The following is a 14,104-nucleotide window of genomic DNA, read 5'->3' on the forward strand; positions in this document are numbered from 1 at the left end:
TCATTTAATACCATGCCCGCTCTGGCGTATTCCAGGGCGGGCAATTTTTTTGCGCCCAGAGGGACTGAGAAACAGGAACAGGAACTATTTCAAAGACAGGGGACCTGCTTACAAGTAGGTCCGGAAGCTCTGACTGCGGGAACCTGTCGGGGGACGCCGTTTAACTTTTTAGTTTTTCAAAGGTTACATCGATAAAGGCCTGCAGCGCCGGAGAAATCCATTTATCTTTGTGGTAGATAAGTTGTGCCTTGATATCAAAAGCAGGTCCTGTCCAAGGCAGCGCTATTAACTGATCCGCCGCTATTTCCTGATGAACCGCGACAAGCGGTAAAAGGCTGATACCCCAGCCATCGCAAATGAACTTTTTAATCACTTCAATACTGCTTACCTCCAATATGGATGACGGCTTTACACCTGCTTGCGTGAGCATACTTTCAAAAAGCTGGCGATAATTACAGCCCGCTCCTGTTAGTATAAGCGCTTGACCACTTATATCATGAGGTGTAACTTGATCCTTTTCCGTTAAGGGATGGCCGGGAGCGGCTACAACTGCCATCGGCTCTTCAAAGAGCACATGATTGATAAGATCGGTTTCACTGCATGTCACGCCAAGGAAAAGCAGGATATCAATGGTATTTTTCCGGAGATGCGCCTGGTAGTCATTATAGGTGTCAAAGCGAAGGTTGATTTTGACGTTGGGATAACGCGTACGGTAGGTTTGGAAAACTTCAGGCAACCGGTGTGTACAAAGAGATTCTGCTGTTCCGATCGTTAGAGAACTCCTGGCTAGTGGTGAACTGGTAAGCTGGTCTTTGGCTTCAGCGGTTAGTTTAAGAATCTGGCTGGCATATATGTATAACTGTTCGCCGTCATTCGTCAGCTTTATTTGCTTGTTTAAACGCTCAAATAACATTGTGCCCAGTTCTGCTTCAAGTGTTTGAATTTGATTGGTAATGGTAGACTGAGCATAACCAAGAGCATTGGCGGCTTTTGTAAAGCTTAGTAATTTTGCCGTTGTAACGAAAGTTTTCAGTTGACGAAGTTCCATTTTATTTTACCACCCATCAGTTTTCATGAGGTATTTAATCGATATTATCAATTTTACCTATCGTTAACTCTATGATAGTATAATTTCTAAAAGAGATCCAGCGAATGTGAATTATACTTAAGGGAGTGGTTTAATGAAATATCAAGCAATGTTCGATATTCACCCCGGCAGTGATTTCTGGAACCATAACTATTATGAAACAAGGGAAGGGGCGAGACTTCATTATGTCCGCACCGGCAGGGGAATTCCGGTAGTGCTGCTGCATGGCTGGCCAGGATTCTGGTATGACTGGAGACATGTTATTCCGGTTATTGCAAAAGAGGTTGAGGTTATTGCGCCGGATCTACTTGGTTTTGGTTATTCGGCTAAACCCAATTCCCCCAATTCAGAACTATATGAGCCGGATGCCCAGGCGGCGCGTATTCTTGAATTGCTGGATGAACTTGAATTTGACCGGTTTGTAGCCGTTGGGTACGATATCGGGGCAAGGGTAGCGCAAAGTCTGGCCCGAATGGTCCCCGGACGAGTGCGTTCGCTTATATTAGGCAATCCTGCGTATCCGGGTATTGGCGACAGGCGTTTTTCTTATCCGGCGCAAAAAGAATTCTGGTACCAGCATTTCCACAATATTTCCGGAATAGAAAATTTAGTCGGATATAATCGCGATACTGTCAGGCTATATCTTGGATATTTCTACCAGCATTGGTCCGGGCGCAAGGATAAGGTTCGCGAGCAGGAGTTTGAAGGGATCGTGGATGTCTATTCGCAGCCTGACGCTTTCGGGGCCAGTATTGGCTGGTACCGCTCCGGCGCGGGAACCGGTCTGGCGTCGAAGCTGAACCAAGATGGTCTTGCGAGTCCTATGCTGCCCATTGTACAACCGACTTATATCTTATGGGGAGAGCTTGATCCTATCTTTCCCAAAGAATGGTCTGATCATTTAACCGCATTTTTTCCGCAGGTAAATATTAAATATTTACCTGATGTAGGACATTTTATCCCATTTGAAGCTCCTGAAGAAATGATTGAAACTATTAAAAACGTAATTTAATACGGCAGGGGCTGTTAAAAAACGTTTTTAAGAGTGTCAGGTAGAAGCCCGGAGCGGGAGAGCATTTAAGTCCTGCTGCGCCGCTGTTGCTTCACCTCGCCACTGTATGCCCGTGACGGCATCAGCACTAGGCCCTTTCTGGGCCGTCGTTATGCATAACGATTTCCCGCTCCACGGTGATACTTAGGGGTTAACAAAAACCAAGGGTGGCCGGTTCCTTGGTTGCCGTCTCTTTATTTTAAAAGGCTTTTCGGCCATATAGCCGAAAAGCCTTTTAAAGCTTAGTAGTGTAATTCTCTTTCGATGATATCACCGCTTTCAGGGTTGATATCCATTTCTCCGCGGACATTGCCGGCGGTAAACTTGACTTCGTAGTGTTGATACCCGTCATCAGTTTCCAGCTTGATCTTTTGAATGGCTGCATCCGGAAATTCGCTGAGGACAATGTTTTTGACCTCGTCTTCGCTCAGGGTGATGATTTGGCTGCCGCGGTTGCTTTGCAGTTTTGTCTTCACCTCGGTTACCTTTTCGGTTAATTTGTTAATTTCAATTTCGTATTTTACCGCGGTTGCTTTATTGAAAAAAACAACTTCGTATTCAAGCTGATCACTTTTTGTCGACACGTGGCTTGCTTGTTCAGGAACCCACTTTGCGGCAAGTTCCCGCGCTGAAGTCTCATTAAGCGCTGCAAAGGCAGTAGCTGAAATGGTAAAGGCAGTGACTGACGCAACGACAGCTCCCAATAACTTTTTTCTATCCATGTTTATCCCTCCGTAGATTTCATTTATTTGCCTGACTTTATTGTAGCCTGAAAAGATTAAACTAAGATTAAGATTCTACTGCTTTTCAAAAATAGCAGTAAAAAACTGTGCTATAATTTTAGCAAGGAAATTTAGGGAGATGCTGTGATGCGCATTTTAATAGTAGAAGATGAGAAAAACCTGCAGCAGCTGCTGAAAAAAAGACTAACGCAATCCGGTTATGGTGTGGACGCCGTTGCCGACGGCCTGGAGGCGGAGCTTTATCTGGAAGCCGCTCCGTATGATCTGGTTGTTCTGGATTGGATGCTGCCCGGTCTGGATGGTATTTCACTGCTCAAACGGCTTCGTCAAAAAAAACAGAACATCCCGGTGCTGTTGCTGACAGCCAAGGACAGTATTGAAAATCGGGTGGAAGGGCTGGATGCCGGCGCTGACGATTATTTGGTCAAACCATTTGCGTTTGATGAGCTTCTGGCGCGCATTAGGGTATTGATGCGCCGCCAGACCAATATTCGGTTTGATACGGTAGCGGTTGCTGATCTGACGGTGAACTTCAGCACCCGTACCGTAGCCAGAGGAAATAAAAATATCGTCTTATCCAGCAAGGAGTTTTCCATTTTGGAATATCTGATCCGCAATCAGGGTATTGTTTTATCCAGAGAGAAGATTGAGCAACACATTTGGAATTATGATTTCGAAAGCGGTTCGAATGTAGTCAATGTATATATTCGTTATCTGCGTAAAAAAATTGATGATGATTTTGAACAAAAATTAATTCATACGGTACGCGGAGCCGGGTATGTTTTGCAGGAGAGCATATGAAGCCTTTGTCGATAAAAATAAAAATTACTTTTTGGTATACCGGATTAATTGTATTTATTCTCTGTATTATCCTGGGAAGTATTGTGTTCAGCACAGATAAAATTCTTGTGCTGGGATTGCAGCGGGAACTGGAAGATGAAGTTTACGATGCGGTGGAGGATATCCAATATAACAACGGTTCAATGCTTGTTGATCAGATCAATTTTTTTGATGACGGAATTCATATCTCTCTTTATTCGAAGGATCAAAGGCAATTCGCCGGGCAATTGCCGTCCGGCTTTCCTGCGGCAGTGCCTTTTCACCCGGAACAGGTGCAGACGATTCAGGCGGGCGCCAATAGCTGGCTTGTGTACGATATGTATACGACGGCCAAGGGGACTGAGCCTTTATGGATTCGCGGGGTGATATCGCTGAATTCCAGCTATGAAACGCGCAATCAAATATTGTTTGTCTGTGTGATATTGTTTCCTTTTCTGGTGCTGCTCGCCGGTTATGGAGGCTGGCTAATCACCAAAAGTGCGTTTCAGCCGGTCACTCTGATCAGAAGAATAGCGGCGGAGATTGAAAGCAGCGGGGACTTAAGTAAACGGATTCATTTAACCGGGAGTAAAGATGAAATCTATGATCTTGCCCAAACCTTCGACTATATGCTCGATCAATTGGAAACAGCGTTTAAAACCGAACGCCAGTTTACGTCTGACGCTTCACATGAACTTCGCACACCGGTTTCGGTCATTTTGGCGCATGCGGAATACAGCCTTACCCAAAAAGATAATCCGGTGGAAATGGCGGAGTCCCTGGCGGTGATACGGCAGCAGGCCGAAAAAATGAATGCATTAATTTCCTCGCTGCTTTTGCTGGCGCGAGCTGACCATCATGCGGAAAGGCTGGAATTTGAAGTGGTTAATCTCAGTGAAATTGCTGAGATGGTTGTTGAGGAAATTGGCGCTGCCGCTGAAGCCAGAGCTATTACGGTTTATGCTGAGATTGCCCCAAGCCTCAGTCTTTTTGCCGATCAGACTTCGCTGATGCGTTTATTATTGAATTTGCTGCAAAACGCCGTCTGCTATGGCCGGGAAAACGGCTGGGTAAAGCTCAGTCTCCGGCCTGTTGAAGGAGGCGTGAGCGGAACTGTTGAAGACAATGGCATTGGCATAGCGCCGGAACATAAAGCCCAGATATGGAAAAGGTTTTACCAGGTTGATCCTGCTAGAAAGACTATGGAAAACTGCGGTACAGGTCTGGGACTGCCTATTGTAAAATGGATTATTGAACGCCATGGCGGCGAAATAACCGTAGAGAGCCAGCTGGGCCGAGGAACAATCTTCCGCTTCTTTTTGCCGTCCAGGCGAGCAGACTTAGGCCGAGGCTGAAAATGCTCCCTTCGGACGGAAACGCCGGGAACGGTCAATCCCAAATCGCGCGACTTAATTTTTCGAATTATCGGCATAGGAAAATAACTTTCGTGGGCATAATATCATTAGCTTGCAGATAATGAAAAAAGGGGTTGATGATTCTTATGACTAATCTTAAAGAGAGAGTGGCCTATTTACAGGGCTTGACCAAAGGCTTGAATGTCAGTGACCAGTCAGCAGAAGGTAAAATTCTCGCAAACATTATCGATGTACTTGATGATATGGCCAATGATTTCCATAACATTTATGTTGCACATCAGGATTTAGAGACTTATGTCGAGACAATTGACGAGGATTTAACTGACCTGGAAGAAGAAATATATGAAGATACCTATTTGGAAGATGCGGAAGACGAGGAGTTTGTGGAAGTTCAATGTCCCGCCTGTCATGAAGCGGTTACGTTTGAATCGGATATTCTTTCAGAAGCTGATGCGATTGAAGTAACTTGTCCGTATTGCGGCGGAATTGTCTATGATAATACGCAGGAGTTTGATGATGACATTGAAATTGAAGGGACCCGCATGGATTTACCGTTAGGCAATGCTATCCATCCGGGAATTTAACGCTAAAGCAGTAACCGTGGTGTTTGAACCGAGAACCGGTTGCTGAAGCTAATGGCTTAGCCGTTCAAGACTGCCGCCGGATGTGCGGGTTAAGAACGGCTAAGTTTATTTTATTTGCACTGAACCCCGTTGCGGCAGGCAGGTGCGGATAGGCCGCCGCGTTCCATATTCTCAAAGCCGCATAAGCCGGCTTTTGTTCTTGCCTAAAAAAATCCTCATAATTGAGGTTTTTTTTATGGTATTCTTGCATAAAGCAACTTGAACTCCCATATCTATGTAAAGAAAGGTGGCGGGACAGTGAACCAGGTTAGTTATGCCTTGGAACATCATATCTATCCGGTGTTGGCGCCGGCGCTGAAGGGAATTCTGCGGGCTTTGCCAGCGGCTCAGAAAAATGAGCTGACGGAGATCAGGCTGCGGGTTGGGCAACCGTTACTATTGATTACCGGCGTCACTGATTTGATGGTTGGTTTAAACGGGCAAAGTGTTGTTGAGGCGGCGCAGGCTTATGTCTGCAGCCGGGAGGATGTCAGCCGGACTTTACAGGCAATCAGCCGCAATTCATTGTATGCTTTTGAGCAGGAGCTTAAGCAAGGCTATATTACAATCAGCGGCGGTCACCGGGTGGGTCTGGCCGGTCAGGCGATTGTCGAAGGCGGTGAATTGAAGGCATTAAAGAATATCAGCTTTCTCAATATCCGGATAGCCAGAGAGGTTACTGGCTGCGCCGATAGGCTAATCCCCTATCTGATAGGGCCTGACCGGCAGGTGCTCAGTACGTTGATTATCGCTCCGCCACGGTGCGGCAAAACAACGCTTTTACGTGATATTGTCCGCCAACTGAGCAGTGGCGATAAACGGGGCGGTTTTCCCGGCATGCAGGTGGGGGTTGTTGACGAGCGGTCGGAAATTGCCGCCTGCCGGGATGGAATTCCCACGGTTCAACTGGGCCCAAGGGTTGATGTGCTGGACTGTTGCCCTAAAGCCGGCGGTATTCTGATGCTGATCAGGTCAATGTCGCCGCAGGTAGTGGTAACCGATGAGCTGGGCCGGAACGAGGATGTCACAGCAGTCCGGGAAGCGCTCAATGCGGGTATCAGGGTAATTGCCTCGATTCACGGCCATGACGCCGGCGAAGTGCTGCACCGGCCTTATATCTGCGAATTAATCGAGCATAGATATTTTGACCGCTATGTGGTGTTGAGCAACCAACCCGGCGTGGGAACCATCACGGAGATTATTGCGGTGAAGCAGAATGAGATTTTATATAGCCTGAACAAAGGGGTAAAAATATGTGGCTAAAACTGATTGGCAGTATATTGGTGGTGACGGCGGCAACCTATTGCGGATTTAGCTTGTCGCGGCGCTGCAGTGAGCGGCCGCAACAGCTCCGGCAAATGATCAGCTGTATTGTTTCCCTAAAGTCTTATATCAACTATGTATCGCTGCCGCTGCCGGAAGCTTTGATAAAGTCGACGGCAGGCACGGACGGGGCGGTGGCGGCGCTGTTTACCGAAACAGCCGCCGTGCTGGAGAACAATGTCTGGATGAAGCCGCAGCAGGCTATTGCTCAGGCGCTGTCAAGCCTGGAACCCCGGCTGGCTTTAGACAAGCCTGAGCGGGAAATTCTTGCTATGCTCGGAGCTAACCTGGGCTCGCTGAACCGGGAGGAGCAGAGCAATTATTTGGATATGATTCAGGAACAACTGGAAAAGCTGGAGCAGGAAGCGGTAAGAAGCCGGGATCTTAATACCAAAATGTACCGTTACTTGGGTATTTGCAGCGGGTTAGTGATTGTGATATTGCTGGTGTAACGTAGAGCGGAAGGAGTGGGACCGTGGGGCTGGATATTTTGTTTAAGATTGCCGGCGTGGGGATATTGGTATCAGTGTTTCATACCGCCTTGAAACAGGCGGGGAAAGAAGATATGGCGCACCTATGCACCCTGGCGGGATTTACGCTGGTTTTATTATGGGTGGTTCAATTGTTAGGACGGCTGTTTAGTACTGTACAGGATGTTTTCAAGTTGTTGTGAGAGGTGTACGGCATGGAGATTATCCAAATTATCGGGCTTGGTTTTGTAGTGACGCTGTTAATTTTAATTATCAGGCGAGAACGGCCCGAGCTTGCTGTACAGCTAAGTTTGACTCTGGCAACCATTATTTTTCTGCTGATCTTAAACAAAATCAGTGTGGTTTTGGATTTATTCCGGGATTTGGCGGAAAAAGCCAGTATAAGCCAGCTGTACCTGAATACCTTGTTAAAAATTATCGGTATTGCCTATATTACTGAGTTTGGCGCTCAGGTTTGCCGTGATGCCGGTGAAGGAGCGATAGCCGGAAAAATCGAATTTGCCGGCAAAGTACTGGTGATGGTTATGGCGATCCCCATTATTGCTCTGGTACTTGATACAATCGTCAGATTGATTCCATAAGGTGGAAAAATGATGAGAATATTAATAATTGCCGTCCTTGCGCTGGTCCTGGCCGCAGGCGGTGCAGCGGCTAATCCGCTGGAGAGTGACGAAATCAATAAGCAGTTGTTTGATCAGCTGTCTACGGATCAGGTCAATCAATTTATTACTGCCATTAACCGGGAACTTAATGAAGATATTCCACTGTTAAACAGTGATACCGTCAAGGAGATTGCCACCCGGGGAGTGGCGCTGGACTGGGACAGTCTGTGGCGAAGCGCCGCCGCTAAGTTTTTTAAAGAAATGGCGGTTAATATGCATTTGATGGGCAAACTGCTGTTTCTGGCGGTATTGTGTGTGCTGCTGCAGAACCTGCAAAGTTCATTTGAACAGTCCGGCATATCAGTTCTGGCCTATAGTGTATGCTTTATTTTTTTATCCGTGATTGCGCTAACTGCTTTTTATCATGCCATTACGCTGGCCAGGGACACGATAGGACATATGGTTAGTTTCATGGAGGCGCTGCTGCCTTTAATGATTTCATTGCTGGCGGGTGTGGGCGCACTGACTTCGGCAGCGCTGCTTACGCCGCTGATGTTGTTTGTTATCAGCGCGGTCAGCGTTGTAGTGAAAAATGTCATTCTGCCGTTGTTATTGATTACTTCAGTACTGGATTGCGTTAATTATTTATCCGATAAGTATCGGCTGGGGAATTTGACCAGTTTGTTTAAGCAAACCGGAATGATGATTTTGGGATTTACTATGGTTGTTTTTATCGGTATTATTACCGTTCAGGGAGTTGCCGGCGGGGTTGCCGACGGGATAACACTCCGCACAGCGAAATATGCCACGACTACCTTTATTCCGGTTGTCGGAAAAATGTTCGCTGATACGGTTGAGCTGGTGATGGGAGCGTCTCTGCTGTTAAAAAATGCGGTCGGTATTTTTGGGGTGATTGTCGTTGCCGCCATTTGCGCCCTGCCGTTGATTAAACTGCTGTCGCTGGTGGCAATTGTAAAAGTTACCGGCGCTCTGGTGCAGCCCATGGGCGACGACCGGATGGGCAGATGCCTTGATGCTATGGGCAATAACCTGTTGTTGGTTTTTGGCGCATTACTGACGGTGGTGTTAATGTTTTTTCTGGCAATTACGATGATTATTGGCGCCGGCAGCGCTGCAATGATGCTGCGCTAGTACCTCATCCGCATTGATGAGGAGACTACAAAGGCGGGGAAGGTGAGCGTATGATTGAGGCGGTCTCAGCCTGGATTAAACAGATTATTTTACTGGTGTTATTTGCTTCGTTTCTTGAATTGCTGCTGCCGAGCAGCGGCATGCAGCGGTTTATCAGAGTAATCGTCGGTTTGCTGATTACCCTGGCAATTCTAAATCCGGTGCTGGACGTAGTGCAGAATAACTGGAGCGCCCAGCAGGTGCCGGCGCTGAGTACAAATAGCACCAGTTCGCAAAGTGTGATCAGCCAGGCCAATAAAATAGCCGGCGAGCGGGAGCAGCTGGCTGTGGAAACCTATAAAAAAGAACTGGGCAGGCAGATCAAAGCTACGGTCAGTGCGCTGGGCGGGGTGGCTGACGTACAGGTGGCAGTGAGTCTGGCGGATAGGAAAAACAGTAAGTTCGACGGCAGGATCGACAGGGTCACACTGTATATTAAACCCGGGGTAAGCGGCGAAACCAGCAGGATTGAGCCGGTTACGGCCGGTCCGGCTGATTCGGGAAAAAGCGGTGAACTGTCAGAGCAATTGAAAACTAAAATCAGCAAAACGGTAGGCGAACTGTATCAAGTATCGCCGCAGCAACTGGAAATAAAGCACTTACATTAACGAAGGAGGCGTTCAGGCAATGAGCGGGTTGGAAGCTATGCTGGCCAATGCCAAAAAGCTGTGGCCAAACCAATTGGTTAAGAGTGGCGTGTTAAACAGCAGAATGATTTGGCTGGGGGTGTTAGGGGTAATTTTACTGTTGCTGGGGGGGATTTTGGATTACCGGGGTTCGGATGTCTCTACCGAGGTTCCGGCCGAACCGCTTAAGGCTACTCAGGTGATGAACCGGACATACGAGGAGGATCTGGAAGCAAAGCTTGCCAATATCCTGTCCAGGGTTAAAGGCGCGGGAACGGTAGCGGTCAGTGTGACTCTGGATAACGGCAGCATTCAGGAACATGCCAAGAACATCACTAAGGAGACCCGTACCGTCCAGGAAAAAGATACTGCCGGCGGTATTCGTACAACTACCGAAACGAAAGAAAGCCAGCAAATATTGCTAAGCAAGGCAAATGGCGCCGATCATCCGGTCATGGTCCGGGAAATCAAACCAAGTGTCAAAGGCGTTCTGGTGATTGCCGAGGGCGCGGCCGATTCGAATGTGAAAGCAAATTTAATGAGGGCGGTGGAAGCCGGGCTGGGGCTGCCGTCTTACAAAATAACGGTACTTCCACAAGGAAAGTGAGGCTAAATCAATGATGGTAATCGTTTTGCGGGAACACAAAAAGTCGCTGCTGCTTGTCACCGCTTTACTGGTAGCGGTAGTGGCGGGAGCAGGTATATGGCTGAGCCGGGGGGATGATCAGCAGGCAAAAGCAGACCGGTCGAATGCAATGCAGGTGACCGGGACGGTGTTGAGTGAACAGGCTTCGCAGGTTATGAGTACTGATTTTTTTACTGAGTACCGGCTGGAACGGGATAAAATGAGGAGCGAAAAGTCTGATTTACTGCGGGAAGCGATGAAAAGCGCCCAAACTGAGGACAGCCGGCAAAAAGCTCAGGAAAGTGTGCTGAAGATGGTTCAGGAAAAACAGCGTGAGGCTGAGATGGAAAACCTGATTAAGGCCAGGGGGTTTGCCGATGCTCTGGTTTTTTACCGGGATCAGTCGGTAAGCGCTATTGTCAAAACTTCAACTTTATCGCGTGATGAGGTGATTCAGGTCGCTGACGTCATCAGCCGGGTATCCGGGGTTAAGCCCGAAGATATAACGATTAGCGCCAAGCCTTAATCTTTAAGTACGCGAGCTGCAGCCACAGCACAGATCGAAAATTGCCGCTGTGGCCTTTGGCTGATTGTCATTTGTATAAATGGAAATTGTTTGATATAATAATTGAAGTATAAATAGTCAGGTGAAATAATAAGATAAGTTAAAGCGGGTAATGTCAAAGGAGGGGTGTGCTTGGATAAAAGTATAGAAAGAGCAGAACATAATGATGTTGGTACAATTCGCATTGCGGATGAAGTGGTGGGCATTATTGCAGGTTTAGCGGCAACAGAGATCGCCGGCGTGGCCGGCATGAGCGCAGGCCTGGTTGGCGGTATTGCCGAAATGCTGGGCAAGAAGAACTTATCCAAAGGCGTCAAGGTAGAAGTTGGCGAACGGGAAGCGGCTGTTGATTTATTTATTATTGTTGAATATGGCGTTCGTATCCCGGATGTGGCCTTAACCGTACAGGAAAATGTTAAGCGGGCTATCGAATCAATGACGGGCTTGGACGTTGTTGAAGTGAATATACATGTACAAGGCGTTGGCTTTGGTAGTGAAGTAAAGGATGAAGATATCCGCGTACGTTAGGAAGGGATAATGATGGGTATTATTGATCGGGTAATATTGTCAATCTATACATTGCTGCTGATATTTTTATCTTTAGGCGTTATTTTGTTGTCTTTACGCCTTATTTCTTTGGATATCATGTGGACAAGTTTCTCCTATATTTACGGTCAGTGGGAAGCCGGCGTGGTCAGCCTGGTGTTTTTACTGGTCAGTTTGCGCCTGCTTTTGGCCGGACTGAGGCCTTCACGCCGCAAGGATACCATTGTGCATCATACCGGCATGGGGGATATCCACATTTCACTTCACGCCGTTGAGAACCTAGTGGAAAAAGTAGCCCGGCATACCAGAGGCGTCCGGGGCGCAAAAATTGCTGTCGACTATGGTGAACAAACCGGTCTTAAAATCAGTATCAGGGCCGCCGTTAGTCCGGAAAGCAATGTTCCCGGTGTGTCAACTGAAATTCAGCAGCGGGTAAAAGAGTACGTCAAAAACACCGTTGGCATTGACCTGGTGGATATTGATATCCTTGTCGAGAATATATCCAATGATTTTAAAATAAAACAACGTGTTAAATAATGCATGAAATTACCGCTGTTCAGCGCAAAATAATGAGGTGAAGCAAAATGAATGTTAAGCTGTTGGCAGAAGTATGGCAGCAACATAGCGGAAAAATATCAGGAGCCGTTATCGGACTTAGCATAGGTATTTTAATTATTGTTTTTGGATTTTTCCGGACCTTTTTTATTTTGGGCTGCGCCGCTATTGGCTATGTGATTGGCCAGCGCATTGATGAAAAAGAAGATATTATGGATGTTATTGATAAATTATTGCCGCCGGGTTATCGTCGATAACCCAAAGAATTGACACTTTTTTAGGTAAGTAAGGGAGCGAAAGCATGAGTCGTAGAAAAGCCAGGGAAATGGCCTTGCAGGCTTTATTTCAATTGGATTATAATCAAACCGATAGCAATGAGGCGCTGGGTACCGTATTTAATGAGCGGGCCGGGGTTGCCGAGCAGACCAAACAGTATTCACAGGAACTGGTTAGCGGAACGCAGAGCCATCTTGGAGAAATTGATGAAATTATTGCCAGCAATTCAACGGAATGGAAGTTGGGACGGATGGCAGGGGTTGACCGGAATATTACCCGGCTGGCCATTTACGAACTGAAATTTGCCAAAGAGCAGCTTACGCCCAATATCATTATCAATGAGGCGGTTGAACTGGCCAAGACCTTTGGCAGCGATGAATCCGGCCGCTTTATCAACGGTATTTTGGGCGCGCTGGTAAAAAATAAAGGCTAAAATGATGAAGTGTTTCCTTGGCATTGATACCAGCTGTTATACTACATCGCTGGCGGTATTGGACGACACCGGGCGGTTAATTGCCGATAAGCGCAGGCTTCTTGCCGTGAAAAGCGGAGCCAAGGGGTTAGCTCAGTCGGAAATGGTGTTTCAGCATACCCGCAATCTGCCCGTACTGTTTGAAGAGCTTTCGGCCAAAATGAACAGCCCGCTTAAACCGGCTGCTATCGGCGTGTCGGCCTGGCCCCGGGCATTGCCGGATTCGTATATGCCGGCTTTTGTGGCCGGTGAGGGCTGCGCAAGGGTGCTGGCCGCGGTGCAGGGCGTCCAATTATGGCGGCTGAGTCATCAGGAAGGGCATATTTTAGCCGGCGTCTGGTCAGCCGGCGGCCCGGATACAGAACAATTTCTGGCTGTCCATGCCTCAGGCGGTACTACCGAAATTGTATTGGTGACCGGACCGGATCGTCAGGCCGGCCGTATTACGCTGCTGGGCGGCAGTAATGATTTGCAGGCCGGACAATTTGTTGACCGGATTGGCGTGGCTTTGCAGCTTCCCTTTCCGGCCGGGCGGCATCTGGAGCAGCTTGCCCGGGGCTATCATGCTGCTGCTGCGCCGGTGCCGGTAGCGGCAGACGGCCTCCAGGTCAGTTTTTCCGGCCCGGCCAGCCATTGCCTGCGCCTGCTGGACAAGGGGGCTGATCCGCCGGCCGTTGCCGCCGGAGTGGAGCTTTGTATTGCAGGGACACTGAGCCAAATGGTGATTGCAGCGATGCGGCAAACCGGGGTCCTGGAGGTTCTGCTGGTTGGCGGAGTAATGTCCAATCTGTTTATCCGGGAGACAATTGTCGGCAAATTAAGGGATTTTTCCGGCCAGGTGAAGGTCTACCTGCCGGAACCGGCGTATAGTCCTGACAATGCGGTTGGGGCAGCCTTCTTTGCCTTGCAGCAAAGCACATAATCCGCTCTCCGGGCATATGATACATAAATTCATATGCACATGCGGAGGTGAAATGGAATGGTGACCTATATTTTGATCGGCGCGCTGATTGGCGTTATTGTGGGCCACATTATTCCGCCGGGTCATTTTTTCTGGTTTATTATTGGAGGTATCGGCGGTTATATCGGGCAGTGTTATATCAGTCGTAAGTACAAAAACTTTTAACCAGACT

The 14,104-nt window shown here is 47.9% G+C and carries 20 protein-coding genes; 18 read left to right on the plus strand and 2 right to left on the minus strand.

Annotated elements, in window-relative coordinates:
• Window positions 1–160: 160 nt before the first annotated feature.
• On the minus strand, window positions 161–1,048 hold the full coding sequence (locus BLR06_RS00710) for a LysR family transcriptional regulator (RefSeq protein ID WP_092067297.1): 888 nt from the start codon (window positions 1,046–1,048) through the stop codon (window positions 161–163).
• Between the two features lie 133 nt (window positions 1,049–1,181).
• Between BLR06_RS00710 and BLR06_RS00715 the strand changes: the two genes are divergently transcribed.
• Window positions 1,182–2,099 carry an alpha/beta fold hydrolase gene (locus BLR06_RS00715; RefSeq protein ID WP_092067299.1) on the plus strand — a complete coding sequence of 306 codons (918 nt, stop codon included), beginning with the start codon at window positions 1,182–1,184 and terminating at the stop codon, window positions 2,097–2,099.
• A 281-nt stretch (window positions 2,100–2,380) separates the two neighbouring features.
• Here BLR06_RS00715 and BLR06_RS00720 read toward each other — a convergent pair whose 3' ends face one another.
• A complete protein-coding gene (locus BLR06_RS00720) occupies window positions 2,381–2,860 on the minus strand; it encodes a PepSY domain-containing protein (RefSeq protein WP_092067301.1) in 480 nt (159 codons plus the stop codon).
• A gap of 147 nt (window positions 2,861–3,007) precedes the next feature.
• Between BLR06_RS00720 and rppA the strand changes: the two genes are divergently transcribed.
• The 17 genes from rppA to BLR06_RS19375 all read left to right on the plus strand — a co-directional run bounded on the left by rppA (window position 3,008) and on the right by BLR06_RS19375 (window position 14,097).
• The gene (rppA, locus tag BLR06_RS00725; RefSeq protein WP_092067303.1) at window positions 3,008–3,682 is read left to right on the plus strand and encodes a two-component system response regulator RppA; all 675 of its coding nucleotides are present in this window, start codon (window positions 3,008–3,010) and stop codon (window positions 3,680–3,682) included.
• Complete coding sequence (locus BLR06_RS00730) at window positions 3,679–5,055, plus strand: sensor histidine kinase (RefSeq protein WP_092067305.1); 1,377 nt, start codon at window positions 3,679–3,681, stop codon at window positions 5,053–5,055. The genes rppA and BLR06_RS00730 overlap by 4 nt, the downstream gene beginning before the upstream one ends.
• Before the next feature lie 146 nt (window positions 5,056–5,201).
• The gene (locus BLR06_RS00735) at window positions 5,202–5,660 is read left to right on the plus strand and encodes a CD1247 N-terminal domain-containing protein (RefSeq protein ID WP_092067307.1); all 459 of its coding nucleotides are present in this window, start codon (window positions 5,202–5,204) and stop codon (window positions 5,658–5,660) included.
• Window positions 5,661–5,957: 297 nt separating this feature from the next.
• Entirely contained in the window at window positions 5,958–6,962 is a 1,005-nt protein-coding gene (spoIIIAA, locus tag BLR06_RS00745) for a stage III sporulation protein AA (RefSeq protein WP_092067311.1), read from the plus strand.
• On the plus strand, window positions 6,953–7,474 hold the full coding sequence (locus BLR06_RS00750; protein ID WP_092067313.1) for a stage III sporulation protein AB: 522 nt from the start codon (window positions 6,953–6,955) through the stop codon (window positions 7,472–7,474). Before spoIIIAA ends, BLR06_RS00750 begins: the two co-directional genes overlap by 10 nt.
• Window positions 7,475–7,497: 23 nt before the next feature.
• On the plus strand, window positions 7,498–7,695 hold the full coding sequence (gene spoIIIAC / locus BLR06_RS00755) for a stage III sporulation protein AC (RefSeq protein ID WP_092067315.1): 198 nt from the start codon (window positions 7,498–7,500) through the stop codon (window positions 7,693–7,695).
• 12 nt (window positions 7,696–7,707) lie between these two features.
• On the plus strand, window positions 7,708–8,094 hold the full coding sequence (gene spoIIIAD / locus BLR06_RS00760) for a stage III sporulation protein AD (RefSeq protein ID WP_092067317.1): 387 nt from the start codon (window positions 7,708–7,710) through the stop codon (window positions 8,092–8,094).
• Window positions 8,095–8,103: 9 nt separating this feature from the next.
• Window positions 8,104–9,267 (plus strand): stage III sporulation protein AE, encoded by a 1,164-nt coding sequence (gene spoIIIAE / locus BLR06_RS00765; RefSeq protein WP_245697972.1) that lies wholly within the window; start codon window positions 8,104–8,106, stop codon window positions 9,265–9,267.
• A 50-nt stretch (window positions 9,268–9,317) separates the two neighbouring features.
• The gene (spoIIIAF, locus tag BLR06_RS00770; RefSeq protein ID WP_092067321.1) at window positions 9,318–9,914 is read left to right on the plus strand and encodes a stage III sporulation protein AF; all 597 of its coding nucleotides are present in this window, start codon (window positions 9,318–9,320) and stop codon (window positions 9,912–9,914) included.
• A gap of 19 nt (window positions 9,915–9,933) precedes the next feature.
• Window positions 9,934–10,539 carry a hypothetical protein gene (locus BLR06_RS00775; protein WP_092067323.1) on the plus strand — a complete coding sequence of 202 codons (606 nt, stop codon included), beginning with the start codon at window positions 9,934–9,936 and terminating at the stop codon, window positions 10,537–10,539.
• A 10-nt stretch (window positions 10,540–10,549) separates the two neighbouring features.
• Window positions 10,550–11,083 (plus strand): SpoIIIAH-like family protein, encoded by a 534-nt coding sequence (locus BLR06_RS00780; protein WP_092067325.1) that lies wholly within the window; start codon window positions 10,550–10,552, stop codon window positions 11,081–11,083.
• Window positions 11,084–11,254: 171 nt separating this feature from the next.
• Entirely contained in the window at window positions 11,255–11,650 is a 396-nt protein-coding gene (locus tag BLR06_RS00785) for an Asp23/Gls24 family envelope stress response protein (protein WP_092067327.1), read from the plus strand.
• 9 nt (window positions 11,651–11,659) lie between these two features.
• Window positions 11,660–12,205 (plus strand): alkaline shock response membrane anchor protein AmaP, encoded by a 546-nt coding sequence (gene amaP / locus BLR06_RS00790; RefSeq protein ID WP_245697973.1) that lies wholly within the window; start codon window positions 11,660–11,662, stop codon window positions 12,203–12,205.
• Window positions 12,206–12,252: 47 nt separating this feature from the next.
• Complete coding sequence (locus BLR06_RS00795) at window positions 12,253–12,480, plus strand: DUF2273 domain-containing protein (protein WP_092067331.1); 228 nt, start codon at window positions 12,253–12,255, stop codon at window positions 12,478–12,480.
• A gap of 44 nt (window positions 12,481–12,524) precedes the next feature.
• Entirely contained in the window at window positions 12,525–12,932 is a 408-nt protein-coding gene (nusB, locus tag BLR06_RS00800) for a transcription antitermination factor NusB (protein ID WP_092067333.1), read from the plus strand.
• Between the two features lies 1 nt (window position 12,933).
• Window positions 12,934–13,893, plus strand: a complete 960-nt coding sequence (locus BLR06_RS00805) for a Kae1-like domain-containing protein (RefSeq protein ID WP_245697974.1) — start codon at window positions 12,934–12,936, stop codon at window positions 13,891–13,893.
• Window positions 13,894–13,950: 57 nt separating this feature from the next.
• Complete coding sequence (locus BLR06_RS19375) at window positions 13,951–14,097, plus strand: hypothetical protein (RefSeq protein WP_173812503.1); 147 nt, start codon at window positions 13,951–13,953, stop codon at window positions 14,095–14,097.
• Window positions 14,098–14,104 lie beyond the last annotated feature (7 nt).

Origin of the sequence: Dendrosporobacter quercicolus (genome assembly GCF_900104455.1) — a bacterium.
In the GTDB taxonomy this organism is placed as follows: domain Bacteria; phylum Bacillota; class Negativicutes; order DSM-1736; family Dendrosporobacteraceae; genus Dendrosporobacter; species Dendrosporobacter quercicolus.

Coding starts and splice junctions, on each gene's coding strand:
- nusB (WP_092067333.1), top strand. CDS start 12,525: ATGAGTCGTAGAAAAGCCAGGGAAATGGCCTTGCAGGCTTTATTTCAA.
- BLR06_RS00720 (WP_092067301.1), bottom strand. CDS start 2,860: ATGGATAGAAAAAAGTTATTGGGAGCTGTCGTTGCGTCAGTCACTGCC.
- BLR06_RS00715 (WP_092067299.1), top strand. CDS start 1,182: ATGAAATATCAAGCAATGTTCGATATTCACCCCGGCAGTGATTTCTGG.
- spoIIIAF (WP_092067321.1), top strand. CDS start 9,318: ATGATTGAGGCGGTCTCAGCCTGGATTAAACAGATTATTTTACTGGTG.
- rppA (WP_092067303.1), top strand. CDS start 3,008: ATGCGCATTTTAATAGTAGAAGATGAGAAAAACCTGCAGCAGCTGCTG.
- spoIIIAD (WP_092067317.1), top strand. CDS start 7,708: ATGGAGATTATCCAAATTATCGGGCTTGGTTTTGTAGTGACGCTGTTA.
- spoIIIAE (WP_245697972.1), top strand. CDS start 8,104: ATGATGAGAATATTAATAATTGCCGTCCTTGCGCTGGTCCTGGCCGCA.
- BLR06_RS00750 (WP_092067313.1), top strand. CDS start 6,953: ATGTGGCTAAAACTGATTGGCAGTATATTGGTGGTGACGGCGGCAACC.
- BLR06_RS00780 (WP_092067325.1), top strand. CDS start 10,550: ATGATGGTAATCGTTTTGCGGGAACACAAAAAGTCGCTGCTGCTTGTC.
- BLR06_RS00735 (WP_092067307.1), top strand. CDS start 5,202: ATGACTAATCTTAAAGAGAGAGTGGCCTATTTACAGGGCTTGACCAAA.
- BLR06_RS00710 (WP_092067297.1), bottom strand. CDS start 1,048: ATGGAACTTCGTCAACTGAAAACTTTCGTTACAACGGCAAAATTACTA.
- BLR06_RS00795 (WP_092067331.1), top strand. CDS start 12,253: ATGAATGTTAAGCTGTTGGCAGAAGTATGGCAGCAACATAGCGGAAAA.
- BLR06_RS00805 (WP_245697974.1), top strand. CDS start 12,934: ATGATGAAGTGTTTCCTTGGCATTGATACCAGCTGTTATACTACATCG.
- BLR06_RS19375 (WP_173812503.1), top strand. CDS start 13,951: ATGGTGACCTATATTTTGATCGGCGCGCTGATTGGCGTTATTGTGGGC.
- BLR06_RS00775 (WP_092067323.1), top strand. CDS start 9,934: ATGAGCGGGTTGGAAGCTATGCTGGCCAATGCCAAAAAGCTGTGGCCA.
- amaP (WP_245697973.1), top strand. CDS start 11,660: ATGATGGGTATTATTGATCGGGTAATATTGTCAATCTATACATTGCTG.
- BLR06_RS00730 (WP_092067305.1), top strand. CDS start 3,679: ATGAAGCCTTTGTCGATAAAAATAAAAATTACTTTTTGGTATACCGGA.